The organism is Bacteroides acidifaciens (assembly GCF_903181435.1).
In the GTDB taxonomy this organism is placed as follows: domain Bacteria; phylum Bacteroidota; class Bacteroidia; order Bacteroidales; family Bacteroidaceae; genus Bacteroides.
On sequence record NZ_CAEUHO010000004.1, the window covers coordinates 153097 to 178742 of the forward strand.

The 25646-nt window shown below is 44.4% G+C and carries 21 protein-coding genes and 1 pseudogene; 6 read left to right on the forward strand and 16 right to left on the reverse strand.

Annotation, left to right across the window (positions count from 1 at the left end; all coding sequences use genetic code 11):
* Positions 1-87: 87 nt before the first annotated feature.
* Genes dprA through CLIN57ABFB40_RS12755 form a run of 3 tightly spaced genes read right to left on the reverse strand, consistent with a single transcriptional unit; the run spans position 88 to position 2932 of the window.
* Positions 88-1212 (reverse strand): DNA-processing protein DprA, encoded by a 1125-nt coding sequence (gene dprA, locus CLIN57ABFB40_RS12745; protein ID WP_175630462.1) that lies wholly within the window; start codon positions 1210-1212, stop codon positions 88-90.
* Positions 1205-1609, reverse strand: a complete 405-nt coding sequence (locus tag CLIN57ABFB40_RS12750) for an acyl-CoA thioesterase (protein ID WP_175630463.1) — start codon at positions 1607-1609, stop codon at positions 1205-1207. The genes dprA and CLIN57ABFB40_RS12750 overlap by 8 nt, the downstream gene beginning before the upstream one ends.
* Positions 1610-1642: 33 nt before the next feature.
* The gene (locus tag CLIN57ABFB40_RS12755; protein WP_175630464.1) at positions 1643-2932 is read right to left on the reverse strand and encodes a peptidase U32 family protein; all 1290 of its coding nucleotides are present in this window, start codon (positions 2930-2932) and stop codon (positions 1643-1645) included.
* A gap of 124 nt (positions 2933-3056) precedes the next feature.
* Between CLIN57ABFB40_RS12755 and dusB the strand changes: the two genes are divergently transcribed.
* Positions 3057-4052: a tRNA dihydrouridine synthase DusB gene (gene dusB, locus CLIN57ABFB40_RS12760; protein ID WP_175630465.1), complete on the forward strand. Its 996-nt coding sequence runs from the start codon at positions 3057-3059 to the stop codon at positions 4050-4052.
* 57 nt (positions 4053-4109) lie between these two features.
* On the opposite strand, the gene CLIN57ABFB40_RS12765 is transcribed toward dusB, so the two are convergent.
* Both CLIN57ABFB40_RS12765 and CLIN57ABFB40_RS12770 read right to left on the reverse strand, forming a co-directional pair.
* Positions 4110-5075, reverse strand: coding sequence for a phosphatase PAP2 family protein (locus CLIN57ABFB40_RS12765; RefSeq protein WP_175630466.1), 966 nt, complete (start codon positions 5073-5075; stop codon positions 4110-4112).
* Positions 5066-6073: an NAD-dependent epimerase/dehydratase family protein gene (locus tag CLIN57ABFB40_RS12770; RefSeq protein ID WP_175630467.1), complete on the reverse strand. Its 1008-nt coding sequence runs from the start codon at positions 6071-6073 to the stop codon at positions 5066-5068. The genes CLIN57ABFB40_RS12765 and CLIN57ABFB40_RS12770 overlap by 10 nt, the downstream gene beginning before the upstream one ends.
* Before the next feature lie 285 nt (positions 6074-6358).
* On the opposite strand from CLIN57ABFB40_RS12770, the gene rnr reads away from it, so the two are divergent.
* The 5 genes and pseudogenes from rnr to CLIN57ABFB40_RS20300 all read left to right on the forward strand — a co-directional run bounded on the left by rnr (position 6359) and on the right by CLIN57ABFB40_RS20300 (position 9798).
* Complete coding sequence (rnr, locus tag CLIN57ABFB40_RS12775; protein ID WP_175630468.1) at positions 6359-8515, forward strand: ribonuclease R; 2157 nt, start codon at positions 6359-6361, stop codon at positions 8513-8515.
* A 177-nt stretch (positions 8516-8692) separates the two neighbouring features.
* Positions 8693-9172 (forward strand): pyridoxamine 5'-phosphate oxidase family protein, encoded by a 480-nt coding sequence (locus CLIN57ABFB40_RS12780; RefSeq protein WP_175630469.1) that lies wholly within the window; start codon positions 8693-8695, stop codon positions 9170-9172.
* The gene (locus CLIN57ABFB40_RS20295) at positions 9159-9458 is read left to right on the forward strand and encodes a glycoside hydrolase family 3 C-terminal domain-containing protein (protein ID WP_254871769.1); all 300 of its coding nucleotides are present in this window, start codon (positions 9159-9161) and stop codon (positions 9456-9458) included. The genes CLIN57ABFB40_RS12780 and CLIN57ABFB40_RS20295 overlap by 14 nt, the downstream gene beginning before the upstream one ends.
* Positions 9433-9561 (forward strand): hypothetical protein, encoded by a 129-nt coding sequence (locus tag CLIN57ABFB40_RS20460; RefSeq protein WP_262886965.1) that lies wholly within the window; start codon positions 9433-9435, stop codon positions 9559-9561. Before CLIN57ABFB40_RS20295 ends, CLIN57ABFB40_RS20460 begins: the two co-directional genes overlap by 26 nt.
* A 39-nt stretch (positions 9562-9600) precedes the next feature.
* Positions 9601-9798 (forward strand): annotated as a pseudogene (locus tag CLIN57ABFB40_RS20300) (fibronectin type III-like domain-contianing protein).
* A gap of 271 nt (positions 9799-10069) precedes the next feature.
* Here CLIN57ABFB40_RS20300 and CLIN57ABFB40_RS12790 read toward each other — a convergent pair.
* The 11 genes from CLIN57ABFB40_RS12790 to CLIN57ABFB40_RS12840 all read right to left on the reverse strand — a co-directional run bounded on the left by CLIN57ABFB40_RS12790 (position 10070) and on the right by CLIN57ABFB40_RS12840 (position 25636).
* On the reverse strand, positions 10070-11833 hold the full coding sequence (locus CLIN57ABFB40_RS12790) for a CotH kinase family protein (RefSeq protein ID WP_175630470.1): 1764 nt from the start codon (positions 11831-11833) through the stop codon (positions 10070-10072).
* 88 nt (positions 11834-11921) lie between these two features.
* Positions 11922-12869 (reverse strand): cysteine synthase A, encoded by a 948-nt coding sequence (gene cysK, locus CLIN57ABFB40_RS12795; protein ID WP_175630471.1) that lies wholly within the window; start codon positions 12867-12869, stop codon positions 11922-11924.
* 460 nt (positions 12870-13329) lie between these two features.
* Positions 13330-14238, reverse strand: coding sequence for a hypothetical protein (locus CLIN57ABFB40_RS12800; protein ID WP_175630472.1), 909 nt, complete (start codon positions 14236-14238; stop codon positions 13330-13332).
* A gap of 6 nt (positions 14239-14244) precedes the next feature.
* Positions 14245-15234: an alpha/beta hydrolase gene (locus CLIN57ABFB40_RS12805; protein WP_175630473.1), complete on the reverse strand. Its 990-nt coding sequence runs from the start codon at positions 15232-15234 to the stop codon at positions 14245-14247.
* A 48-nt stretch (positions 15235-15282) separates the two neighbouring features.
* Positions 15283-16485: an alginate lyase family protein gene (locus CLIN57ABFB40_RS12810; RefSeq protein WP_175630474.1), complete on the reverse strand. Its 1203-nt coding sequence runs from the start codon at positions 16483-16485 to the stop codon at positions 15283-15285.
* 120 nt (positions 16486-16605) lie between these two features.
* The gene (locus CLIN57ABFB40_RS12815; protein ID WP_008641349.1) at positions 16606-17358 is read right to left on the reverse strand and encodes an SDR family NAD(P)-dependent oxidoreductase; all 753 of its coding nucleotides are present in this window, start codon (positions 17356-17358) and stop codon (positions 16606-16608) included.
* 24 nt (positions 17359-17382) lie between these two features.
* Positions 17383-18849 carry an MFS transporter gene (locus CLIN57ABFB40_RS12820; RefSeq protein WP_175630475.1) on the reverse strand — a complete coding sequence of 489 codons (1467 nt, stop codon included), beginning with the start codon at positions 18847-18849 and terminating at the stop codon, positions 17383-17385.
* Positions 18850-18853: 4 nt separating this feature from the next.
* Positions 18854-19198 carry a cupin domain-containing protein gene (locus CLIN57ABFB40_RS12825; RefSeq protein ID WP_175630476.1) on the reverse strand — a complete coding sequence of 115 codons (345 nt, stop codon included), beginning with the start codon at positions 19196-19198 and terminating at the stop codon, positions 18854-18856.
* A gap of 236 nt (positions 19199-19434) precedes the next feature.
* Positions 19435-21642: a heparinase II/III family protein gene (locus CLIN57ABFB40_RS12830; protein ID WP_175630477.1), complete on the reverse strand. Its 2208-nt coding sequence runs from the start codon at positions 21640-21642 to the stop codon at positions 19435-19437.
* 46 nt (positions 21643-21688) lie between these two features.
* On the reverse strand, positions 21689-23953 hold the full coding sequence (locus tag CLIN57ABFB40_RS12835) for a chondroitinase-B domain-containing protein (protein ID WP_175630478.1): 2265 nt from the start codon (positions 23951-23953) through the stop codon (positions 21689-21691).
* 3 nt (positions 23954-23956) lie between these two features.
* The gene (locus tag CLIN57ABFB40_RS12840) at positions 23957-25636 is read right to left on the reverse strand and encodes an IPT/TIG domain-containing protein (protein WP_175630479.1); all 1680 of its coding nucleotides are present in this window, start codon (positions 25634-25636) and stop codon (positions 23957-23959) included.
* Positions 25637-25646: the final 10 nt, after the last annotated feature.

A 25646-nucleotide genomic window follows, 5' to 3' on the forward strand; every position in this document is an offset into this window, starting at 1 on the left:
GTATTAGATTTAAGGTTAACAAAGGTTGGAGCAAGGCGTTGCTCCTTTTTTTATGCCTATATACGGATTTTTATGTCTATATACAGACTAAGCCAATAATTGATACATTCCCCCTGCCAATACACGAACTACTCCTTTCATCTCCAGTTCGAAAAGAATAGCATTTATCTTATGCACAGGAATATCCGCTTCCACCACCAGAGAATTAATTTGTTGATTCCCCCGTTTCTCCAGAATAGTAACTATTTTCTGTTCCTCATCAGACAGTTCGAGGAAAAGACTACGCTGTATATTTGCTTTTTCCGGAGGGGTTACCAACATATCCCAGCCCATTGCTTTCACAAAATCTTCGGCTGACAATAACAAAGAAGCTCTGTTTTCTCTGATTAACAGGTTACATCCTTTGGAATATTCATCATTCACACGACCGGGGAAAGCAAAACAATCGCGATGATAGCTTTCGGCAAGTTCGGCAGTAATCAGTGAACCACCTTTCTCTGCTGATTCAATGACAATGGTAGCATCACACATACCGGCGACAATACGGTTGCGGCTGATAAAGTTATGCCGGTCGGGATTGGTGCCGGACATGAACTCGGTAAGCAACCCGCCTCTTTCAAGCATATCAACAGCCGTTTTCCGATGCACATAAGGATAGATACGGTCCAAACCATGTGCAAGGACCCCTACCGTAGGTAGTTCATTAGCCAACGCCTCACGGTGCGCATGGATATCAATCCCATAAGCAAGCCCGCTGACTACCAACACATCAGGGCAAAGCGTTTTCAAATCCCGCAAGAAGGAGGCACAGATTTGGGTTCCATAATCCGTGGCATTGCGGGTTCCTACCATATTTATTACATGAAGGGAGTTTAAATCGGTATTTCCTTTAAAGAAAAGAACGACAGGGGCATCCTCACACTCCCGCAAACGGGAAGGATAAGCCTCATCATGAAAAGTAAGACATGAAATCCGGTTCTTCCGGATAAATTCATATTCCTGTCCGGCACGGGCAATAGCTTGCGGACAATCCAACGCTTCCACTACCCGCCGGCTTATTTCAGGAATACGTTCCGGCAGTTCTTTGCGCAGGCGGAATACATCAACGGCATTGCCTATTCCGCTTATAAGATGTTTCGCTCCAATGTGCCCGATACCGGGCACCATTGTCAAAGCGATGCTATAAATCTGTTCTTCTTCGGAGCTATTCATTCAGGTAAGGAGCAAAGACGTTATCAAACAATTCGCTGTCGCTCAAACGTCCATTTACTACACATACCGTTTCAACAGTGGATTTCACTACAACTTTATTATCACTTTTGCGGAAGATATCCTGGTAGAATACATACTTGATGCCTTCTTTCCTCATATATAGCTTGGACACGAACTCGTCCCCACTTTTCAGCGGAGTTTTGAAAGCCATATTGATACGTGCCACTACCGGGTCTACGCCCTGCTCATGGAGCACAGCAAAACTTACGCCGACTGAGGTCAGAAACTCATGGCGGGTATGTTCCAGATAATGCTGATAATTGGCATTGTTCACGATGCCCTGAAGGTCACACTCATAATCGCGTACCTTCATTTCCAATTCATAGATATAGTTCATTTAAATTGAGAATTAAAAGTTGAGAAATAACGGTCAGCCTCTTTTCTGTTCGATATCAAGCCCTTTGAACTTCTTCAGTTCTTCGGTTGATACCAGTTTATACAGCTTGTCACTGGGACGTATCTTATCCGATTTCATGGAGAAATGCTGTCCCTTCTTCACTGTCTGCACAGGTTCCAAGTCTACGCGGGCTTCTTCCAAAGTCATAAATAGAGCACCGGTAGTCGGTCCTGTAATGAGAAGTTTATCGCCTACGCTTACTTCAGCAGCTTCTACCAGAAACTCGGAAACTCCGATATTAGAGAAGTATTTGACACCTTTACCTACATAAATCTTACGTTCCGTAGCCGCCGAACCATAATTGCGGGTCCATTCTCCCAAACGCTGTCCCAAATAATAGCCGTCCCAGAAGCCACGATTGAAAACTGTCTTCAAGCGTTCGTCCCAAACTGCAATCTTTTCATCGGTGAATGTATCTTCCAGATAGGCTTTGATAGCTTCCTTATAACATTCTACCACCGTACGCACATACTCAGGACCACGGGCACGGCCTTCAATCTTGAATACACGCACGCCCGCATCCATCATCTTATTCATAAAGTGAATGGTTTTCAGGTCTTTCGGCGACATGATATATTCGTTATCAATATCCAGCTCCACATCTGTTTCCTTATCACGGACGGTATAAGAACGGCGGCACACCTGCATACAAGCACCCCGGTTGGCAGAATGGTTCATCTCATGCAAGGAAAGGTAACATTTGCCCGAAACAGCCATGCAAAGCGCACCGTGACAGAACATCTCAATACGAATCTGTTCGCCACTCGGACCGCAGATATGCTCTTCCTGTATCTGGCGGTAAATCTCCGCTACCTGTTCCAGGTTCAACTCGCGGGCTAATACCACTACATCGGCAAATTGCGCATAGAATTTCAATGCTTCCGCATTGGAGATATTCAACTGGGTGGAGAGATGCACTTCCTGCCCTATCCGGCGGGCATAGTTCATCACCGCCACATCAGCCGCAATCACAGCCGAAATTCCCGCTTCCTTAGCCGCATCGACAATCGTATGCATCAAAGGAATATCTTTATCATAGATAATGGTGTTGACCGTCAGATAACTTTTCATCCCGTGTTCATCGCACGTACGGGCTATCTCCCGCAAATCATCAATGGTGAACGTATTAGCCGAACGGGCACGCATGTTTAGGTTTTCTATACCGAAATAGATAGAATCGGCACCTGCCTGAATAGCCGCAGCAAGAGATTCGCGCGAACCGACAGGAGCCATAATTTCAAAATCTTTCAAACTAAGACTCATAGAATATATACTTATTTGTATCAGTTAAGCAAATGAATGCGTACAAAGGTAGGCTTTTTTCCGTATTTTTGCAGCGAAAACAAGAAGTTACTTCAATCATAAACAGTAAATAGCAAAATCATATATGAAGATTAACCATATAGACCTCGGTGAACACCCTATCCTGCTCGCTCCCATGGAAGACGTGACCGACCCGGCTTTCCGCTTGATGTGCAAGAAATTCGGAGCGGACATGGTATATACTGAATTTGTATCGAGTGACGCACTGATACGTGCGGTCAGCAAGACGGCACAGAAGCTAAGTATCAGTGATGAGGAACGCCCTGTCGCTATTCAGATATACGGAAAGGATACGGAGACAATGGTGGAAGCCGCCAAAATCGTAGAAGAAGCGCAGCCTGATATACTGGATATAAACTTCGGGTGTCCGGTGAAGAGAGTAGCCGGGAAAGGGGCAGGAGCAGGAATGTTACAGAATGTCCCTAAAATGCTGGAGATTACTCGTGCCGTAGTGGATGCGGTAAAAATTCCCGTAACGGTTAAAACCCGTTTGGGATGGGATGCAAACAGTAAAATCATCGTAGAACTGGCGGAACAGTTGCAAGATTGTGGCATTGCTGCACTGACGATACATGGCCGTACCCGTGCACAAATGTACACCGGAGAAGCGGACTGGACGCTGATAGGAGAAGTGAAGAACAATCCGCGGATGCATATCCCGATTATCGGGAACGGAGATGTAACCACACCCCAACGCTGTAAGGAGTGTTTCGACCGTTACGGGGTGGATGCTGTCATGATAGGTCGCGCCAGTTTCGGACGTCCGTGGATATTCAAAGAGATGAAGCATTATCTGGAGACAGGCGAAGAGTTGCCACCACTTAGTTTTGAATGGTGCATGGAAGTGCTTCGTCAGGAAGTGATTGACAGTGTGAATCTGCTCGATGAACGTAGAGGTATCCTACATGTACGACGCCATTTGGCTGCAAGCCCATTATTCAAGGGGATTCCCAATTTCCGCAATACACGTATTGCGATGCTAAGGGCTGAAACCAAAGAAGAGCTGTTTCAAATATTTAATGAAATACTCATCAACAGAGAAAATAATCCAGAAGACTAATTCATTATACCCGTAGCATTGTATCCGTAAAAGTAATACTTGCGGACCAATGCTCCTTTACTTGAACATCGGTTGCGCAAACCACTTCTTGAACATCCAAGTTGCCACTACATACAGCAAGAATGCAGAGAAGAAGCCCACAATGGCATCAATGACATAATGCGCCTGAATATACACAGTAGCGCCACAGAGCAACATATAGAAAGGTATAAGGCAAGCGAACAGTCTCTTACTGCCACGCCACGCCATAATCATCAGGATAGTAGAAATGCCAACATGCGAACTTGGGAATGCCGCTGTAGGACGTTCGCCCACTTGCTGCGAACCTTCCACTAAGCTATAAAAGAACCCGTGCTGATATCCCGGACCGGGAAGCAATTCCTGATGATGATTGAAATAATCACCGATAGCAGGAAAAATCCCTTTAGACACATTATCAATCCCGATAGCAGGGAAATAGAACTGAGGTCCGGCAACAGGTACAAAGATATAAATCAGATAATATATAAAAAAAGAAGTGACAAGCACAAAAGACATCTTTTCAAACCACTCGAACTTATAAATGAAATAGAACAATGCCACAATCAGCATCATCGGATAATAGAAGAAATATCCCATATTAAATGCTTCACTGACTAGAAGATGCGGGAATGTATGGCAGAACCAAATAGCAGGCTGCCCGTTAAAGATAAACTGCTCGGCAGTAGCAAAGACATGATCCAGGTTTGGAAAGAAACGATTAAATTCGAAAGTATCCGGATACCAGTAAGAAAGCAGGCTCATCTGAATAACAATACGCACAAACGCCGAGAACTTACAAGGGGCAAGGCGATAAAGGTACATCAGCAGAAAAGTCATTGCGGCAATCATAGCCCTATCCAGCAACATATGCCATGGATGATCCATCCGCTGAAACAGGAATAGAATCAATATGGAAGTCAACAGATTATAAATCAATGTAATCTTTTCCACAGCAAACAACCCCTTCCGGGTTTCTACGCGCTTAAATAAGTCTAAAGCCATCCTTCGTTTTTATACCAAGCAATAGTTTCACGAACTCCCTTTTCCAAATCATATTCGGGTGCATACCCCAATTCATTAATTGTCGGGATGATATCGCATTGCCAGTTGCGTTGTTTCATTATCTTATATTTATCCGAATTCAGGGTACTGCTCTTTCCGGAACGCGTAGCTATGAATTCAGCGAGCAAAGATATAACTTTTAGCACAATTAACGGACATTTCATATGAAGAACAAATGGATTCCCCAATTCTTTTTGTATCAAGTTCGAAAAAGTACTACTTTTATAGACCTTTCCATCTGTCAGGAAATACGCCTTTCGTGTTACTTTTTTCTCTATGCCTAAGAAAATAGCCTGCACAATATCTTTCACATAGACGAAAGTCAAGTCCTGACGCCTAAAACCTACAGAGAAATCAACATGTTTCTGAATAGATTTCGCCATCAGGAAATAATCTGATTCACGAGGCCCGTAAACTCCCGTAGGACGATAGATGACATAAGGAAAACCGGGAATGCTCTGAATATATAGCTCCGCTTTTAGCTTACTGAAACCATAAGCTGTATTAGGTGCCGGAACATCATCGGCTTCAATCGGAGTATAATCCTTCTCACGCACAGGGCCGAATATGCTCAACGTGCTGATGTATATAAACTGCTTAGGAACCATATTCAACGCCCTCAGCGTATCAATAAAATATTTGGTCTGGAGATAGTTGACATAATCAAAAGTCTTCTTGTCAGAACATTTGGTAACACCGGCACAATGAATGATATAATCAAATTTGTTATATGTACCTTTGTGTCCGGAGAGTTGGGCACGAAGTTCATTAGGGTGCGCAAAGTCCAGTTCCAGAAAATGAATCTTCCGGTTTTTCAGATATTGCTTACTACTTGTAGAACGAATTCCCGCCCATACACCAAACTTTCGTTTCAGTGCTTCCTCCACGATGAAGCTCCCGATAAAACCGCTTGCGCCCGTAATTAAAATACTCTCCATTATTACTTTCTAGGTTCTGCGTGAATATTAATTAAAGTACTCTCACCAAACATTCTTTTTGATAATGCCACAAAGATACAATAAATATAAAATAAAAAGCATTTTGCATTTCTCTTTAAAAAGTATTACCTCAACTTTAATTGTTATGCTACTCAATTCATAAATATGCCATCCTACCATAAAACATAAAATACAAGACAACCCCGCTATTTTTCTTCCCCCAAAGTTTCCATAAGGAAAATAATCGTCTATCTTTGTAATTACATATTTTTAAAAGACTACATTATGGCGAAAAAGAAAGAAAAGAAAGAGAAAAAAGCCGGCAAGAGAATGAGTAAGAAAGAGCTGGCAGCGTTGTTAATAGACTTTTTCCATGCCAAATCCAACGAAATTCTAAGCATGAAATACATTTTCTCGGAATTGCGTCTCACCACCCATCCCCAGAAAATGCTATGCGTCGATATACTGCATGACCTTTTAGATGACGATTATATCAGTGAAATAGAAAAAGGGAAGTTCCGCTTGAACAGTCACGGAACAGAAATGACAGGCACTTTCCAACGGAAGAGCAACGGTAAGAACTCGTTTATTCCCGAAGAAGGGGGTGACCCTATATTCGTGGCCGAACGTAATTCCGCCCATGCGATGAATAACGATAAAGTAAAGATAACCTTCTATGCCAAACGGAAGAACAGAGAAGCCGAAGGAGAAGTCATCGAAATACTGGAACGTGCCAACGATACATTCGTCGGAACGCTGGAAGTGGCTAAGTCATACGCATTCCTGGTGACGGAGAACCGTACGCTTGCCAACGACATCTTCATCCCGAAAGATAAGCTGAAAGGTGGAAAGACCGGAGACAAGGCAATCGTAAAGGTCACCGAATGGCCGGACAAGGCAAAGAATCCTATCGGGCAAGTAATAGATATCTTAGGACAGGCTGGTGACAACACTACAGAGATGCACGCCATTCTCGCAGAGTTCGGCTTACCTTATGTATATCCGAAATCAGTAGAAACGGCAGCCGACAAGATTCCTGCCGAGATTTCTGCCGAAGAGATTGCCAAACGAGAGGACTTCCGCAAGATTACCACTTTCACCATCGACCCGAAAGACGCCAAAGATTTTGACGACGCACTTTCTATCCGCAAACTGAAAGACGGATTGTGGGAAGTAGGCGTACACATTGCCGACGTGACACATTACGTAAAAGAAGGCAGCATCATCGACAAGGAAGCTGAGAAACGTGCCACTTCCGTCTACCTCGTAGACCGTACTATCCCGATGCTTCCCGAACGCCTGTGCAACTTCATCTGTTCACTTCGTCCGAACGAAGAAAAGCTCGCATTCTCCGTCATCTTCGACATCACCGAAAAGGGAGAAGTCAAAGACTCACGCATCGTACATACAGTTATCAATTCCGACCGCCGCTTCACCTACGAAGAAGCGCAGCAGATTATTGAAACCAAAGAAGGCGACTTCAAAGAAGAAGTGCTCATGCTGGATACCATTGCAAAAGCACTTCGCGAGAGACGATTCACAGCGGGAGCCATCAACTTCGACCGTTACGAAGTAAAATTTGAAATCGACGAGAAAGGAAAACCTATCAGCGTTTATTTCAAAGAATCGAAAGACGCCAATAAGCTCGTTGAAGAATTCATGCTACTTGCTAACAGAACCGTGGCAGAGAAAGTAGGTCGGGTACCCAAGAACAAGAAAGCCAAAGTACTTCCTTACCGTATCCACGACCTGCCCGACCCGGAAAAGCTGGAGAACCTGTCGCACTTCATCGCCCGCTTCGGTTATAAAGTACGTACGAGTGGGACAAAGACGGATATTTCAAAATCCATCAACCACCTACTGGACGATATTCACGGAAAGAAAGAAGAGAACCTGATAGAAACCGTGTCCATCCGCGCCATGCAGAAAGCACGTTATTCTACGCATAATATCGGTCACTACGGACTGGCATTCGATTACTATACGCACTTCACCTCACCCATCCGCCGATTCCCGGACATGATGGTACATCGGTTGGTAACTAAATACATGGATGGAGGACGCAGCGTATCCGAAGCCAAGTATGAAGACCTATGCGACCACAGTTCGAACATGGAACAAATAGCAGCCAATGCCGAGCGCGCTTCCATCAAATACAAACAAGTGGAATTTATGAGCGAACGGTTGGGACAGATTTATGACGGTGTTATCTCCGGTGTAACCGAGTGGGGATTATATGTAGAACTGAACGAAAACAAGTGCGAAGGTCTTGTACCTGTCCGCGATTTGGACGATGACTATTACGAATTCGACGAAAAGAACTACTGTCTGCGCGGACGCCGCAAAAATAAGACATACAGTTTGGGAGACGCTATCACTGTCCGTGTAGCACGTGCCAACCTGGAGAAGAAACAGCTCGATTTCGAATTAATTGAAAAATAACGAAAGTCGATGTCATTAGCCGTGCTCAAAACATTCTTTGATTTTTAGTTCAAGGAATAGTCAGACAACTACAAGAAGGAAGAATCCGCTTTTCATATAAACATCAAGAGCAGATTCTTCGCTTCGCTTGAATGACAGAAACTACGTTCCATCCTATTATAAGATAACTCAGAATCTATGAAAACCCTTATTATTGAAGATAAACAACGAATCGAATCTATCATCCTTCACTGTGACGCCTGCTTTGTAGGCATCACAGACCTGGAAGGCAATCCATACGTGATTCCCATGAACTTCGGTTATGAAAACGGCGTCATCTACCTTCACTCCGGCCCCGAAGGTGGTAAATTAGAGATGCTGGAACGCAACAACCATGTCTGTATCACTTTCAGTCTCGGACACAAACTCGTCTACCAACACGAGAAAGTAGCTTGCAGCTACAGTATGCGTTCCGAAAGTGCTATGTGTCGCGGGAAAGTGGAGTTCATTGAGGATATGGATGAGAAACGCAGCGCATTGAACATCATCATGCGCCATTACACGAACAATGAATTCAGCTACTCCGACCCAGCTGTCCGCAACGTCAAAGTATGGAAAGTACCAGTAGACCAGATGACGGGCAAAGTCTTCGGTCTGCGAGCCGATGAAAAGCCATGAAACGGCTTACAACTTCCTCGACCTAGGTTGGAATGTCCGTTTATTGTCCGACAGCCAGATTAAGGATGCAGTGCAACGGGCACACAATTCCGATTTGGCGATTCTTGTGGTAGGAGAAAACTCCATGCGTTACCACTGGAACGAGAAGACTTGCGGAGAGAACAGCGACCGTTACGAGCTTTCTTTGCCGGGACTTTACCAACCATTGGTTTCTGTATGCAACAGGAAATTCATTACCTTTGTACGAGTTCGGTTACGGTTTGAGTTATACGACGTACAAATATGATAATCTCAAACTGTCTGAAGCGGCAATCACTCCCGACAAGAGCGTGGAAGTAACCGTAGACGTCACGAATACCGGAAAGATGGACGGTGAAGAGACTGTGTAACTTTATATCCGCGATGAATATAGTTCGGCTACCCGCCCTGTGAAGGAGTTGAAAGATTTTGCCCGCATACCTTTGAAGGCGGGGTAAACGAAACAGGTTTCGTTTACTCTTACTCCCGAAATGCTGTCGTACTATGACGCTGATATGCACTACGGTGTAGAGAAAGGGACTTTCAAGATTATGGTGGGAGCTTCTTCACAGGACGCCCAGCTGAAGGGGAGTTTTGAGGTACAATAAATTCAAACCTGTTTTTCAGATATAACAATTATCCCTACAGTTCAGGGATGAAGTCGAAATCTTTGTTGATAGTTCTCTTTTACAAGACAGTAACGTTATCCGATAAAAAGAATGACAGTATATGCCTGGGATACTAATGACGTCAGTTCGATAGATGCCTGTACTTTTCGCTTCTTCTCCTTCCCGAAGGGAAGCCATGCGGGCGAACATCTATCGAACTGACGTTAATTAATATAATCTCAGTATTTATCTAACGCAATCTATGGCAATATTAAAGTTTACTGACCTCACCATCTATATAGCTTGCTCTACCTTTCAACCAATTTTTCAGTTCCTTTACTTTATCATTAAATGATTTAGTATTGTCCCATAGCTCACTATTTCTTTCCACAGATGGTTTAAGCATTGCAGCATAATCATCTACATACTGTAACAATGCGTCCAACTTATTATTCTTGAAATCTTGCCAGGTTTTCTTATATATCGCTTTCACACGGCTATCTTGCAAGAAACGTTGGAAAAATGCAGTTCCGACTCCATTCATGTTACTTGAGAATAATGGCGTATTATAACGCCCGAAATGCTTATTCGTACCTTCATAATCATACGCCCAATCGAAATCCCAAATCGGCCCCATCACATACTTACCATTTCCTTCTTTATGGAGAAAAATACTTTTAGGATGATTTATCTCCATATTGTGCACCAAGTTGAGAGTTATCAGATATTTGGCTACCGATTCAATGTCAATCAAATCTACATAAGTATTTCCCGCTAATGGTTCTTTTGCGAATTGTGTCGCAAATGCATTGAAGTCCTTCTTCCAATATTCAAACTGCTCTGTGGTTAAATCGGGGTCTTTCACCATTACAGGAAGGTTAAACGCAGTCGATTTGAATTTAGGTTCATCATCCCAATAAGAATCAAGTTCCCACATGACACTGTTGTTCTCATCCAAATCTACACGATTTTCTTTAACCTCTATCTGTTCGGTCAACAAATAAGAACCTTTATAATTGCCATTCAAAACCACATCTACAGGAATTGCGTGATTGGTAAAAGGTAGTTCCAACAACCGTCCTATCTTAAAAGCAACCGAATTAAGCATTAACGTAGGGTCAATATGATTCGCCAACAACACATAGTTCTTTGCTTTTCCAAAACCACAGATTTCCGCTTTCTTACTAAGTTTCAGTCGATAAGGCTTTTTGGGATATCCCCACGTTGAATTACCTCTTCCTTTCACCTCAGTTTTCCCAGTATAGTTCTCATAGACTCCTTTGCCGTTAACTGTCAAAGTTGCTTCCAAGTACTCGTCTTTGCTTGGTATTTCCGTTATAGACGGGTCTGTTGTCGTAATAGTCAATTCAGGAACAGCAGATAATAAGAACTCAGCCTTTACCGTGTATTGAAAGGTTTCCCCGTTCCGCATTACAAACTGATAAATGACAGGAGATGCAAAATCAATCTTTGTTATCCCACTTTGCTGTTCCACATCATCCACTAATACTTTTACAGCATTCGTAGTAAATGTAGGAATGAGCTCGGATTGTGAGAATGTAACAAGGGGGATGATACTTTTTTCTCCAATAGAAGATGAAACATCGGCAGCTAAGAATGCATTATTCTTTTTTAAGAAACGAAAAGAAGAAAGCACACTGGTATCTTTCAACAATACTTTCACCGTATATTGTTCTTTACTCCCATCTTCTGCCTCGACTGTGAAAACCAATGGTTGAGAATAATCATTCGAGGTAATCCCCGACTCCTGCTCAACTCCATTTGCCGTGACGGATTTCCCATTATGTTCGAATATGGCAATCAACGACTTCAAATCATCGTATGCATCTAATGATAATGTTATCACATTCTCCTGAATAGAGGCTTCCACATCATCGGTAATCTTATCTTGATTATCAACTTTCAGAATAGAAAAGCCAAGCAACTGCTTCGTAGAAGAAAGAGGAGAATCTTCGTCTTTACAGGCGGAAAATAGAAAGAGGATGGTTAGAATCCCGAGGATCTTGTTTATCATAGCACTAAATAAAAATGGTTACTTGGCAAATATACGGTTTTACCAAGCAACCACAAGGTTATTCTCTCTCTTTTTTCTAAAATTCTTCTTATAGAGGGTATTCCTCAAAAGCGTACAAGATGGTAGACAAATAACGTTCTCCCGTATCAGGCAATAATGCCACAATCATCTTCCCTGCATTTTCCGGTCGTTTCGCCAGTTCTGCAGCAACATATACGGCAGCTCCCGAAGAGATGCCTACTAACAAACCTTCCTGCTTTGCCAACTCACGGCTCGTGCGAATAGCGTCATCATTCTGCACCTGGATGACTTCATCCACAATGGAAGCCTTATAATTCTTAGGGACAAAACCGGCACCGATTCCCTGAATCTTATGCGGGCCGGGCTTTCCACCGGACAATACCGGAGAATCGGATGGTTCCACCGCTACTATCTTTATACTCGGGTCGCGCATTTTCAGCGCTTCGCCTACACCGCTAACTGTCCCGCCAGTACCTACTCCGGCCACAAAGATATCGACTTTCCCCTCGGTATCTCTCCATATTTCCAGGCCGGTTGTGCGTAAATGCATGGCGGGGTTAGCAGGATTCTCAAACTGTTGTAAGATAACAGAACCCGGAGTGGCTGCTTTCAACTCTTCCGCTTTGGCTATGGCTCCTTTCATTCCGTCCGCACCGGGCGTCAGAACCAGTTCCGCCCCCAAAGCTTTCAGAAGATTACGCCGTTCGACGCTCATTGTGTCGGGCATAGTCAATATCAGCTTATATCCCTTGGCGGCAGCTACGAAAGCCAGTCCTACACCAGTATTACCACTGGTAGGCTCGATAATGGTAGCTCCCGGCTGCAAAACACCTTTCACTTCGGCATCTTCAATCATTGCCAACGCCACACGGTCTTTTACACTCCCCGCCGGATTAAAGTATTCGAGCTTCACTACCAGACGAGCTTTCAGACCATTACTCTTATTATAATTGCTGAGTTCCAACAACGGGGTGTTACCTACCAAATCCGTCAATTTTCTTGCTATCTTTTCCATATATATCTGTTTTTAATTTCCTCTGTTTTAATATATGACAAAGATAAGGCGGATTCTGTTCAGGGAAAATACCACAGATGTGGTAATTTCATACCACATCTGTCTGAAAACAGTCCTTATTCAAAAGCATTCTTATTAATCATACTTAATAAAACAAGGAAAAATGTCTGTTTTATAAGTTATACTTAATAAAACCAATATGTTTGTTATTATGGAGTAGAAACATTATTTTTATACTACATAATATGTATAAAGGTACTTTTCTTGAAACATAAACTGACTCAAGAAAATGATACTTTTGTAATGACACCTCAACAAGTTATTGATTCTATTGGGTAAATTATTCAGATGACAATCTCCCACCCGAAAATATACCGAAAGTATATCCCGGACAGGAGACCACCATAATAGACAAAACTAACCGTCTGTCCTTTTCTAAGGTTTTCTTTAAAATCCCTCTCTAAAGCTTCCTGATAGAGAAGTCGGCAAAACGAATTTCTTCGTCACGCAACTGGTCTTGCCAACTCCGGTTTTCGCCCAGATAGCGGTAGATACCCCATTTGGGACGAAGTCCCGTACAGTCCGTGCGCCACATATCCATCTTTTCAGAACTGAATTTCAAGAGAACTTTTCCGTCTTTTATGCGTGTGATGACTACTTCATACGAACCGTTTTCACCGAAACAGGCTTTTTCTTCTACTTCCACCCAGTTGCCGAGGAAGCCGGCAAGATCTGTACTGGCAAGGGTAGTAGTGCTTCCGCCACGTTTGTCATAACGTACGCGCAGTTGTTGACCGCCCTTGCTGCCGCTGTTGGAATAAGCAGTCAGGGTAATGAGTGGAGAACCGACGTCTGCCGTGCCCGATGAATTATCAATACCCTTCAATTGGTGGAGATGGGAGAATTTGGTTGTCGTCTGGAATCCAGTTGGCAAACAGAATTTCCAGCGAAACACCATAGTCTCTCCTTTTTGCCCGACAAGGCTTTTCGGAGATTTATTATCCGTCTTTATCTCATTACGCTGGCGGTCAGTGATGTTTGTCAGTCCACGGTCGTCGTCTATCTCAGCATGAATAAAGAAAGCAAATACGTACTTATTTAGCTGGTTGTCATGCACCTGCTGAATATGTTGGAAGTGCTCTGCCTTATGTTCGCGCGAGGAGTCGGGAGCTTCATGGTTATAGCCCGAACGTTTAATCAAGTCATACGTTTTTGAGCTATTACCGTCAGCGGTTAATGTGCCATCCACCGGTTGTTCCGGTTTCGGTCCTTCCGGTTTCGGCTGTTCTTTCTCGTCTATCACTTCCGACGAACTGTTAGAGCAGGCGATAAAGGCAAAAAGAGCTAAGAATAAAATTCCTTTTCTCATTTGGATTTATTTAATATGGTTGGTCAGGAAATCTACCGACTTGAAGAAAATCTCTTCCATCTTGTCGGAAGTCTTCGAACTTACGTTATGGTCATAGTATTCATACTTCAACAAGTCACAGACTCCCCCTCTTTTCTTTAAAGCCGATGCGAACATTTCGCTCTGTTCGCACTCTACCGTAACATCACACGTGCCACATACCAACATGGAAGCAGGAACGTTCTTCTTTGGAATCAGATTTATGGGAGAGGCTTCACGAAGCACTTTCGGCTCTCTGTCACAGAAGTATGCGATACGCTGGGGGTCTTTTGTTTTCATAGTGATGGCAGCTTTTTCCAGCTCATAAATACCGGAATAGCCTACGAAAGCCTTTGTACCGGGGACAGTCATCGCAGCTACTGCTGCCAGGTGCGCGCCGGCAGAAGTTCCCAGGAAGCCGAAACAGTCAGGGTTAATGTTCAGTTCTGCGGCATGCTCCTGTACATACTTCACTGCGTCCAGAATATCCTGGATAGAGACTTTCACCGTTGCATCGGATTGAGGTGCCAATGTATAAGAGACACGCACGCCTGTTATGCCTTTCTGTTTCGCCAAGTATTGGGACAAAGACCGGGACGAGCCGTTATTACCGCGCGCCCATCCGCCACCATGAATATAAACAACAAACGGGGCAGGCTTCTCTGTCTCGGCAAAGTCTACCGTGAGTATCAGTTCGTAATCCTTATGTTTCTTGTAGACGATGTCCTTGGTGGTTACGCCTTTATAATCCTTGCTTTTCAAGCGGTCTGCCTGATAGGTATAGGGAACCATCACATCGGGAATGGTATTCACGTCAATAAACTTTGAGTATTTCTTTGCATACAACAAGGCGTATGAACCGTCGTCGTTCCGCGTCATCTTCATGCCATAGCGGTTGGAGAACTGCTGTGGTTGCGCTTCTTGTGCAAGGCAGAGAAGCGGCAGCATACACAAACAAAAAATCAGTTTCAGTTTCATGTTATCACTTTATATTAGGTACAGATAATCTTATTTCTTCTTCAAATTTTATTTCTTCTTTAAAACCAGATACGGTATTGTTTCCACATCGGACGTACTGTATTTCAGACCGATGCGCTTTGCCGTATCGACATACTTCTGATTACCCAATGCCGTTCCCGCTTCATAAAGGAGAATGGCGGCACGGGACTGGTCGAAAGGTTTAATCTGTTTGAATTTCCAGCTTTCGGGATTCAGATAAAACAGATACAGATAATCTACCGCCTGCGAAGCCACTTTTCCGTTGGAAGCAGGAGTACTCCATAGATTGATGCCTATCTGGCTGGTAATTTGGTTGGCTTCCATTAAGGCTTCCAAAGCGAAAGTGGAATAATGCAGGGAGAGAGTCCGTTTCAGTTCCTGGGGTAACGAGCCGTCGTCGGCAATCTGTGCACCCATCTTAGGGAGAATACTTTGTTCCGCCACTTCGCGGATACGGTCGGTACGGTCCAAGTAAGCCAGTACCATCAAGTGGATGGCTTCGTACCACAAGCCATGATTGTTGGCGGCATGAGATTCCCTTTGCCCTTGCGTGCTGTTCTCCATCCAATAGCAGAAAGCGGTAGCCCAATCATCGAGTTTTTTCTTATCCGAGGGAGTCCAACTTTTCGAGCCTTCTATCAGTTTGGCAACACCCAACGCACGGCTGAAACGGCGCGAGTCAATGAAGCCGGAACCTCTCATTTTCTTCATACCCGGCACAGTTTGGGCGTAAGTCATATTCGGGTTCATACCTAGTTTCGGGTCTGTGAACCATGTCCGCAAGTGGTTGGCACATGCTTTGGCGTAGACTTCTTTTCCTGTGATATAATAGAGTACTCCCAGGCAGTAAGCGGCATCACCGAAACGGTTGGCATTCTCACGTTCGGGGTATTCGTAGACTTCGGGATTTCGTTCACCGTCTTTACGAATATAAGGAAGTCCGTCGGTCTTGGTAGAATCAGGCCACCAATAGGGAGATAAAGTCATATAATCCCTGGGGTCTTTGCTGGGGGGAAGTTTTTTCTTGGCAGTCACCGATAGAGGAGTCATCTTTATATATTTCTCTGCCACCTTTTCCTGAAGTTCAATGTATCGGGTGACCTCTTTCTCACCTTTCTGATAGTCGTTTTTTAGCTGTTCAAGCAATATCGCATTAAACGGGCCTAAGGGGGCGGCATTCAGTATCCCCCAACAGAGGCATACAGCCCATATAGCAAAGATTCGTCTCATAAATATTTTCTTTAAAGTAGGTAAGTATGTCATTCGGAGCGAAGCGGAGAACCTGCTTCTGGTATCTGCCAAGGGGCAGGTTCTTCACTACGTTCGGAATGACGGTATCAGCTTTCTTCTTTAAGAGAAGAAACAGCCACCGTTGATGTCAATGTTCGTACCTGTCAGGTAAGAAGATTCGGAGCAAGCGAGGAAGCAAACCAGGTCGGCAACTTCATCGGCAGTTCCTTCACGACGCAATGCGTAGGAAGCCTTCATACGTTCGCGGTTTTCCGGCGTATTGAAACGGTCGTGGAAAGAAGTGGCAATCGTGCCCGGACAGATAGCGTTGCAACGGATTCCCTGAGGACCGAGTTCCTTTGCCATAGAACGGGTAAATGTCATTACCGCACCTTTCGCGGTTGCATACATGGAAGCTCCGTTGCCACCGCCGTCGCGGGCAGCCAATGAAGAGAAGTTGACGATAGAGCCGCCTGCCGGCATCATCGGAACCACTTCACGGGTGCAGAGGAATACGGAACGCATATTGACATCCATCAGGAAGTCATACCAGTCTTCGTCCTGTTCGGTGATTTTCTTACGGCCTACGATGCCGCCCACTACATTCACCAATACATCTACCTTGTCGCCAAATGCCTTGTTGCACTCTGCAAAAAGATTCTTTACCGCAGCAGCCTTTGTCATATCACCCTGAACAGCGATTGCTTCGCCACCGACGTTTTTAATCAGTGCCAATGTTTCCTGTGCATCGGCTTCATTGTCGAAATAGTTCAGGCAAACTTTTGCACCTTCTGCTGCCAATTTCACTGATATTGCACGACCAAGGTCGCGTGCGCCACCTGTTACGATAGCTACTTTTCCTTCTAATTTCATAATTGTCTTGTTTTTAAAATACGTTTATTTTTCTATTTGTTTAATCTCTCCTACTGTCAGGAAGATGGAACACAGCGATAGCGGCACCAAAGCTCCCAACAGACTGAATAATAATATCCAATTCGTAATATAACTGGCAAAAAGGATTGCCAGGATAGTACCCAATACGGCCGAAGCACCGCCCAATCCTGCCAGCGAGCCGACAGATTTGCCACTGTGCAGGTCGCTCGGGATAGTCTGCAAGTTCGTCATAAAGAACTGGAATCCACCCAGTACCAATGCCATGAAGACGATAGCGACCGGAGCCGTAGTAGACATGATAGCCGCCAGAATGGACGGGATGATGATAATCCCACCAAGCAGCATTGCCGCCTTACGGGCATAGTTCACCGTATGTCCCCGGTTTATCAGCCAACCGGAATACCAGCCGCCGGCAATACTTCCCAATGCCGCACCTACATACGGAACCCAGGCGGAGAATGCCACCTCTTTGATATTCAAGTGGAACACATCTGCCAGATATAACGGCAGGAATGTCACGAACATCCACCAGATAGGGTCGAGGAAGAACCGTCCCAAAATGACAGACCAGTTCTTTCTTACTCGGAGCAGTTCGCCCCAGCTTTTTCCTTTATCCTCGGTTTTCAGCTCCTGTTCGGGCTGACCGCTTAGGATATAGGTACGTTCTTCTTCTGTAATCCAGGGATGCTTCTTCGGGCCTTCCTTGTTGATAATCAACCAGGGAATCAACCAAATCAGTCCCAATCCGCCGACTACAATAAAAGTCAGTTTCCAGCCGAAGGCAATGAACAGCATCAGGATAATAATCGGTGCAAGGATTGAACCGATGGATGCTGCCGCCCCGAACAATCCCTGTGCGAAAGCGCGTTCTTTCTGCGGGAACCATTCGGCGTTGCTTTTCGTCGTACCGGGCCACGGACCGGCTTCCCCCAATCCGAGCATCATCCGGAAGAAGGTCAGCGAGAAGATTCCCCGTGAAAGGGATGCTAATGCATCCGCTGCCCCCCAGACGAGCACGCTCCAGAAGAAACCTTTCCGGCATCCAATCTTGTCGTACAGTTTCCCGGAGACAAGCTGGCTGATACCGTATGCTATCATAAAGAAGATAGTTATCAGACCAAGAATATCTTTCGCCTTCTGCGAAGCATCCGGGTCGTTGCGGTCTATCAAGCCGAGGTCGATAGCGATACCTTCGCGATTGGTTACGAACGTAACGCCGTTTTTCTCCTTCATCTGTACGTTGGCTACGCTGACAGAATCCCGGTTGCCGTTGGCGGCTGTCAGGATATACTGCTCTCCTGCCAGGACAGCATGATTACCTTTATCTGCCGACGCATCCGCTTCGGAAACCAGACGATAGTCGATATTAGCCACCCACATATAGTTGAGCGTACCTCTATCCAGATAGTTGATGATGGTTATCAGCATGATTAACCCGATAACCATCCATCGGAGTCCTTTTACCTTCATACGTTTACAGGTTTAAGAAGTCTGCACGCACAGGGCTGAACGTATCAATCAGGATACCGGCTTCGAGGCAAACACAACCGTGCAGCTCGTCGGGCGCTACATAGTAGCCGTCTCCGGCAGAAAGGATTTCTTTCTTATCGCCGATGGTTAGTTCAAACTTGCCGCTTACTACGTAAGTCGCCTGGCTGTGGTAGTGCTCATGCATACTACCTACCGCACCTTTGTCAAATTTCACTTTGACCATCATCAACTGACCGTCATACGCCATAATCTGGCGATTTACACCCGGAGCAGGATTTTCCCACTTCAATTCTTTCTCAAACTGATAAGTTTCACTACATGTTTTCATATTTCTGTCTATTAATGGTTTATTATATTCTCGATTCATTCATAACTCATCTTTTATTAGTTATCTCATCCCATATTAACATCCTGTAATCAAGTTGTTAATTCACTGTATTTCAGAAGTTAATTCATCGTTCGTCAAGTGTTAACTGTTGAGTTGTCAAGTGTTAACACTTGAGCCGATAAGTATTAATACTTGAGAAGACAGGTATTAATACCTGAGAAACGGAAAACTAATCATCATTTCATAAATACTCCGCAACGACCGTTCCAAGCATATATGGTGCCTTCGACCGTCAGGCGGTGTTCTTTTTCTCTGTCGGTATCGGTGTTGCTCAAGCAAAGCATTACGGAATGCCCACCCTTATAGGTTGCTTTCACCACTGTATAGGAAGCCGTATCCATCACGACTTTCACCTCTTCGCAAGATGAGGTCAGGTTACTGGAAGTTTCCCTTACCACATCATATTCTCCATGCGTTTCGATGGAAGTGGCGAATGTATGGTTCTTCCGTGCTTTTTCCCTTATCAGGAAAGCGGTTTCGTTTCTCAAGTTGAAATCAAAGTCATTAGCGCCCAGACGAAGCATTTTCATTTCTGTTTGCGGAGTAGTAGCTATACTAATAGTATAGAAACGATCCTTATTGACAAAGGTGAAGCTCGATGTATTTCGGCTCTTGTTCTGCCCCCAGGCTTCCAGCCAAAGATGCTGATAGCCGTCTTTCGTACCAAGAGTTTTCAGTTCGTTAGTTGCTTTGGCGTAAGGAAAGTTCAGGGAAACGAAGTGTCCGTTATACCAGATAGGGTAATCGTACTGATGCTCTTTATCCGCATTTGCTTGCAGCACATCCAGGATTAACGGGAATTGCAGGAAAGGGGTAGTCACGTAAGCCAGTGTACGTTTCATCTCTATTCCGGGATAGGCATTGGTGTCTTTCGCCACCATTACCTGAAAATGTCCGCCGTTGAAATCATGGTAGATGATGTCTGAATGATAACGGGAAGAGACTTTTATATCTCCGGCAAAGTGGGATGTTTCGTCCACGACCAATGTATTGTGCGCAATTGTCTGTTTGGCAAACGATTGGTTTTCGCGGGTATAATGACCTTTATACTTGGCTTCGATATTCAGGAAGCGGGAAGCACCGTAGTCGGGCAGAATCTCGTTCCCATTGTCGTAATAAGCCATTGTCAGTTTATCAAAATGTCCGTGGCTCAAGCCGTGTGAGGTAGCTTTCAGTGTCAAGGCGCTATTCAGATTAGAATCTGTGGAGCGGATTACGGCTATGCCGCCTTCATCCCCCTTGCGTCCGTCACGGAATACACTGCTGCGATAGGTAATCGGGGCAGCTTCTCCGCGGGCAATATCACGGGCTACTTTGAAACCGCCGATAGTAGGGAGATAGGTATGCTGGTATTTATTTGCAACGGACAATAATGATTTATCCGAAGGATTAACATTATATAATATGTTTACCGCATATACCAGTTCCTGTGCGGAAAGCCCTTTCAGCAAGGCATCATTAATATGGAAGAATTCGCCTTCATAAGAAAGTTGTATCAATGTGGAGAGGGCTTTTGAAAGAATGCTATCCCGGTAGTTGAAGATTTTCAAGTCCGGCAGTTTATTCTCGATGCATTGGGCGAAGATGACGAAAGGCCAGATGGCATAACGTTGATAGTAGGCTCCTTCCGTGAAGTAACCGTCGGGAGAGAACAGGTAATCCATCTGGCGGATAAAGCCACCCCGTTTGCCTGTTCCGTCGGAGCCGTAAAGTGCCTTCTTTACGTAATCTTCACGATTCATCGCAAAGCCAATCATACCGACGGCGGCCGTAGCCCATGTAGCATGGTTGTGCATTTTATTGAATGTCTTGTTATTTGCATGGTTGTCTCCCATACCGTCCATGATGAAGTCCGCCATCGGAACGAAGAGATTCTTCTCGATAGTGGCACGCTGCTTGGGTGAGAGTGTGTTATAGATACAGTCATAAGCAACCGCTGTATGCACCAGCCATACACTTTCATTCAGTGTCTGCCAAAACAGACGTCCCGGGACGGGGGAAAGTTGCAGGGGGTGGAACCCTAAAGTAGGGTATAGTTTTGCATAGGCTTCCAACATATCGCCCACGTAGGCGGCATATTTCTTATCCCCTGTCAACTGATAGGCAACTCCACAATGGAACATGGCATAGTAATTGGATTTATGCTGTTCGTGTACCACACCGCCACCGCCATCTACGGGAACCGGAACGGAGACAGGAGAGTTTACTGCTGCATCGGCTGCGGCCAACACTTCCGAAAGAGATTTGTCGAATGCGGGTACTGTCCCCTTTCCTGCCCTCATCTCGTTCACTTCTTCCTGTGTGAAAAGAAGGGACGGATGTTGGGCAAATGAAAAGAGGTATCCACCTAAAACCATGAATATGCAAATAATAAGTTTTCTCATCTTACATCATTTTCTATTTCAATAATAGTATCGTATGACAACTATTCTACTTCTTTTTCAAGCCGATAGAGAGTTTTTCCAGTTCGCTACCCTCAACCGGAGTATAATCGTATGCTTCGGCATTGATATATGCGGGACGGATATTGTACATCTTTCCCCGTATTGCCTGGGGAGTGGTAGTCATCATTCTACCGGAGTTCCACAGATTACAGTTTGCAATGCGTACCTTTTCCCAAGTCGCCTCATCCAGGCGGATAGTTGCCCCGCCGCGTCCGCTATTATCAAAATTGCAGTTCTCTACTGTCAGTACTTGCGGGCCAATCAGGCGCATGACACTTCCACGTTCTTTGTTGCAACAGTCTACAAAAGTACAATGTCTGACAGTAATATAAGGTCCTGCCGTACTTTCATCGCTTCCGCCACGATAAATATTAATAGGTAAACCCAACAGACGGTAGAAAGAGCAGTTTTCAATCAACATGTCGTCAGCATTATAACGTCCTATATCATCTTTCTCTGCCGCATAGTTGATAGCATCTCCCGACAAATCGCGGAAAAGACAGTTGCGGATGGTAACGCTTTCGGCAAAAGTAGCTTTGGTTCCTTTGATGGCAAAGAATCCGCCTTCTCCGAAGTTCTGGAACTCGCAGCCATCTACTGTCAGTGTATAAGGTTGTATCATATCAAAGGCAGTAGAGATTCCTACTTTAGCCAGCGCTTTTCCGGGCTCCAATACGCCATCGAATGTGATATTCTCAATGACCAGTTCGCCACCATCGGCAATAGTTACCATATTATCCGGCTTATCTCCGTTGAAACGGACAAGCGGCTTGTTGGCTGCGTCGGCTGCACGGATAGTCAACGGTTTGTCAATGAATATAGCACGTTGGATAGAATATGTGCCTTTCGCCAAAATAATGACGCCACCCGGTTCTGCCGAATGAATGACTTCGGACAAGTTCGTACCCGGAGACACATTGTATTCCTTATGAACATTCGCTGCAGGGTGTACCACTTGGTTCTTAAACCAGGAAGCGCCTTTATCCCTACGTATCGCAGCATCGTCGGGCAACTGGGGAGCTTTTACTTTTTCCGTAGTAAATCCCGGAGCCGAGTAGTTCTTTGCCAATTGCACTTTGTTATCTTTGAACTGGATACCCGCTACGTCGTCAACGGCTATATAAGGTTGGTCGAGTTCTTTATTGATGATGATATTATCCATGAATGAGACTTTTTCCGGTGCAAGAGTACGTTCCATATCCTTGCCTGTACCAAACTCTATATTCGTGCAATCTACGAATGTGTTACGGTACATCTTGACATCAACAACTTGACAATATCTATTAGGTAACGAATTGGGTACGGCATCCATAACTCCCAAAGCTGAGAAGAAACGGGTACCTGCCAAGCCGACCAATACATTATCGTAGATCTGATGTCCGGCATTGACGACACGGATACCGCCGGTATTACGACGTCCGTTACCGATAAACAAGTTATCATTCACCGTATTGCGGTCACCGTGACGCAGTGCTACCACTCCTTCACATTCCAACAGCGTATTGTTGCGGATGATGTTATCACTGGATTTAATAGAAATTACTTCCACTTCACCGGAGCAACGTTCGAACAAGTTGTTCTCAATCACCGTATTTGAAGAACTGTAAGCTTGCTGGGAAGTTCCTACACGCATTGTCTCGGCGCCGTTCGAGCCATACACGGGCCTTTCTCCAAAGTAGTTATGGTCAATCCGGTGATGATTCTCCAGGCAGCGTTTGTCGTTGAGGATGACAATCAATGTCACCCCCAAGTTTAGTTTTCCTGTCAACGAACAATGGTCTACTCTGTTGTGACGACCATAAAGCAATATATAGCTGTAAGCCTGGTCCCGGCGGGACGGATTGAATTTGTCTATCACACAATTCGTCAGACGACAGTGATTAGCCAGTTCTTGTCCGTTACGGAATTCTATTACGGAACCTTTGGGAGCATATCCGTCAGTGAAATGCAATCCGCTGACAGATAGCCACTCGCCCGCTATCCGCAAGGTAGAGCCACCTTCTATCTTTACTTTTCCGGGATTCAAGGCTTCTATCGTAATAGGAGATTTCTCCGTTCCTTTGCCTATCCATTTCAACTGCATATCTTTGTATTGGCCATCCTTGATGTAAATCCGGTCGCCCGGTTGGGCAGTTCTTAAGCAGGAAGCTACTTCGGGGAGCGCTACATCGTATCTTTTTGCAAAAGAGACTGACGGTAGCCCGACAAGCAGGAGCGCTATAATTGCCTTATGTATATTTCGTGTCATCATTAATTATTGAACTTTTGAGTAATCGTAATCTTGTTTCTGCCAGTACATATCAAATTCAATAGAACTGGACGAAGGTGCATTCGTGTTATTATACAACTTAAAGTCAACTGTTTTTATGTGTAAAACTCCGATACGTTTTATATTATCAGCAACATTATCGACTGATCCTTTTACATTATAATAGAATACAAGCAAAACAGCATCTACATTGGCAACCTTTTCTTCACCTACCTTAAATATATCTGGTGCCCAAACATCTGTATTAGGCGAAGCCTTTGCACTTGCAATACTAAAACCACGACAAGTTTTAGCTTCCACATCTATTGGGAAAGTAGTCTCATCAATCTTTGATAATGTACCGTTCTTCACTTCATCAATCAGAGTTTTATAGCCTGATTTAGATGGGTCAAGCCATAAGAAAGTTAATGCCGGTGTACCATAACAATCTATTTTTCCTCCTGTCACTTGCGAACTGGAATTTGTTGTAGAATAGAAGTTTCTCAATTGTGTTTTTGAGTTTGCCGGACTATTAATCTGTAATTGCCCTGCAGAAGCTCCTGAGAAGAAAAAATAGGGATTTACTGAATTATATTCGCTCTCTGAAACCGCCGGTTTATTATTAGCAGAACAAGTAGCAGCTTTATATTTCATAGAAACCGGATCTACTACAGTACTCCAATCACTATTTGCATAGACCAATCCCGTTTCTGGAGAGAAGAAAGAAGATAGCTGTCCCTCAATACGTCCCTGACCATATACTTTTCTATTCTCCCAGAAATAAATGAAAGGCACTTTCACCACAAACACATCCGTCAAGGTGTGCACTTCGCGTCCGTCGAAATAGGAAATCTTCAGTACCACCGTATTATCTCCATCTACATAGTTCTCAGATGAAGGTACAACAAACTTCAATTCAGTTTCAGTCTGCAACGTAATAGTACACTCAATATCACCTAACAGCACTTTATCAATCTTATTTAGATATGCTCCCTCCAGCACTACCATATCTCCCACGTTGGCTGGTTCAAACACAGTAGTTGTAACCTCAGGCTGATAACGTTTCACCGTTAACTTGGGTGCGGACGAACTTGACGTCTCCACTTCTTTTGTTCCATTAAAATATTTAAATGTTACAATAGCCTTGTCACTTTCCACATAAGGAACCTTTACTACTATCTCATTCTCACTTTGTGAGATGATCTCTGCCTCATTTCCTTCTGTCCCCCCTTCGGCAGTGAAAAGAACAGCACTCACCACATTCATGGAACTACCGGAAAGCAACAAATTATTGCCCATTTCAACTTCCGAGGGCATCCCGGTCTGTGAAACGACAGGAGCCGGATATTCAAGGGTAAAATCTCCTTCGGACACACCCTCACCTATCGAATTTACCAATACAATTTTACCACTGCGTGCCTGATTTGTCACTTTCAAAGACAAACGCCGGTTGGACACTTTCTGTAGGATAACGGCTTTTCCACCACCGATAGTAGCACTTACCACATCATCCAAATATTCTCCGGTAACAACAATCTCACTACCTATGCTTCCACTCTCGGGCGAGAAAGAAAGGATTTCCGGTGAACTAACCGCCACATCCTTCATCGATGTAGAATCACAACCACACAAAAAGAATAAACAGACAAACAATGATGCCAGACTCCATTTTCTATATTGTTTCATATTCGTAAGC

What these genes read in the sequence shown, in the direction of transcription:
- dprA (WP_175630462.1), bottom strand. Translation starts at nt 1,212, where the DNA reads ATGAATAGCTCCGAAGAAGAACAGATTTATAGCATCGCTTTGACAATG.
- CLIN57ABFB40_RS12750 (WP_175630463.1), bottom strand. Translation starts at nt 1,609, where the DNA reads ATGAACTATATCTATGAATTGGAAATGAAGGTACGCGATTATGAGTGT.
- CLIN57ABFB40_RS12755 (WP_175630464.1), bottom strand. Translation starts at nt 2,932, where the DNA reads ATGAGTCTTAGTTTGAAAGATTTTGAAATTATGGCTCCTGTCGGTTCG.
- dusB (WP_175630465.1), top strand. Translation starts at nt 3,057, where the DNA reads ATGAAGATTAACCATATAGACCTCGGTGAACACCCTATCCTGCTCGCT.
- CLIN57ABFB40_RS12765 (WP_175630466.1), bottom strand. Translation starts at nt 5,075, where the DNA reads ATGGCTTTAGACTTATTTAAGCGCGTAGAAACCCGGAAGGGGTTGTTT.
- CLIN57ABFB40_RS12770 (WP_175630467.1), bottom strand. Translation starts at nt 6,073, where the DNA reads ATGGAGAGTATTTTAATTACGGGCGCAAGCGGTTTTATCGGGAGCTTC.
- rnr (WP_175630468.1), top strand. Translation starts at nt 6,359, where the DNA reads ATGGCGAAAAAGAAAGAAAAGAAAGAGAAAAAAGCCGGCAAGAGAATG.
- CLIN57ABFB40_RS12780 (WP_175630469.1), top strand. Translation starts at nt 8,693, where the DNA reads ATGAAAACCCTTATTATTGAAGATAAACAACGAATCGAATCTATCATC.
- CLIN57ABFB40_RS20295 (WP_254871769.1), top strand. Translation starts at nt 9,159, where the DNA reads ATGAAAAGCCATGAAACGGCTTACAACTTCCTCGACCTAGGTTGGAAT.
- CLIN57ABFB40_RS12790 (WP_175630470.1), bottom strand. Translation starts at nt 11,833, where the DNA reads ATGATAAACAAGATCCTCGGGATTCTAACCATCCTCTTTCTATTTTCC.
- cysK (WP_175630471.1), bottom strand. Translation starts at nt 12,869, where the DNA reads ATGGAAAAGATAGCAAGAAAATTGACGGATTTGGTAGGTAACACCCCG.
- CLIN57ABFB40_RS12800 (WP_175630472.1), bottom strand. Translation starts at nt 14,238, where the DNA reads ATGAGAAAAGGAATTTTATTCTTAGCTCTTTTTGCCTTTATCGCCTGC.
- CLIN57ABFB40_RS12805 (WP_175630473.1), bottom strand. Translation starts at nt 15,234, where the DNA reads ATGAAACTGAAACTGATTTTTTGTTTGTGTATGCTGCCGCTTCTCTGC.
- CLIN57ABFB40_RS12810 (WP_175630474.1), bottom strand. Translation starts at nt 16,485, where the DNA reads ATGAGACGAATCTTTGCTATATGGGCTGTATGCCTCTGTTGGGGGATA.
- CLIN57ABFB40_RS12815 (WP_008641349.1), bottom strand. Translation starts at nt 17,358, where the DNA reads ATGAAATTAGAAGGAAAAGTAGCTATCGTAACAGGTGGCGCACGCGAC.
- CLIN57ABFB40_RS12820 (WP_175630475.1), bottom strand. Translation starts at nt 18,849, where the DNA reads ATGAAGGTAAAAGGACTCCGATGGATGGTTATCGGGTTAATCATGCTG.
- CLIN57ABFB40_RS12825 (WP_175630476.1), bottom strand. Translation starts at nt 19,198, where the DNA reads ATGAAAACATGTAGTGAAACTTATCAGTTTGAGAAAGAATTGAAGTGG.
- CLIN57ABFB40_RS12830 (WP_175630477.1), bottom strand. Translation starts at nt 21,642, where the DNA reads ATGAGAAAACTTATTATTTGCATATTCATGGTTTTAGGTGGATACCTC.
- CLIN57ABFB40_RS12835 (WP_175630478.1), bottom strand. Translation starts at nt 23,953, where the DNA reads ATGATGACACGAAATATACATAAGGCAATTATAGCGCTCCTGCTTGTC.
- CLIN57ABFB40_RS12840 (WP_175630479.1), bottom strand. Translation starts at nt 25,636, where the DNA reads ATGAAACAATATAGAAAATGGAGTCTGGCATCATTGTTTGTCTGTTTA.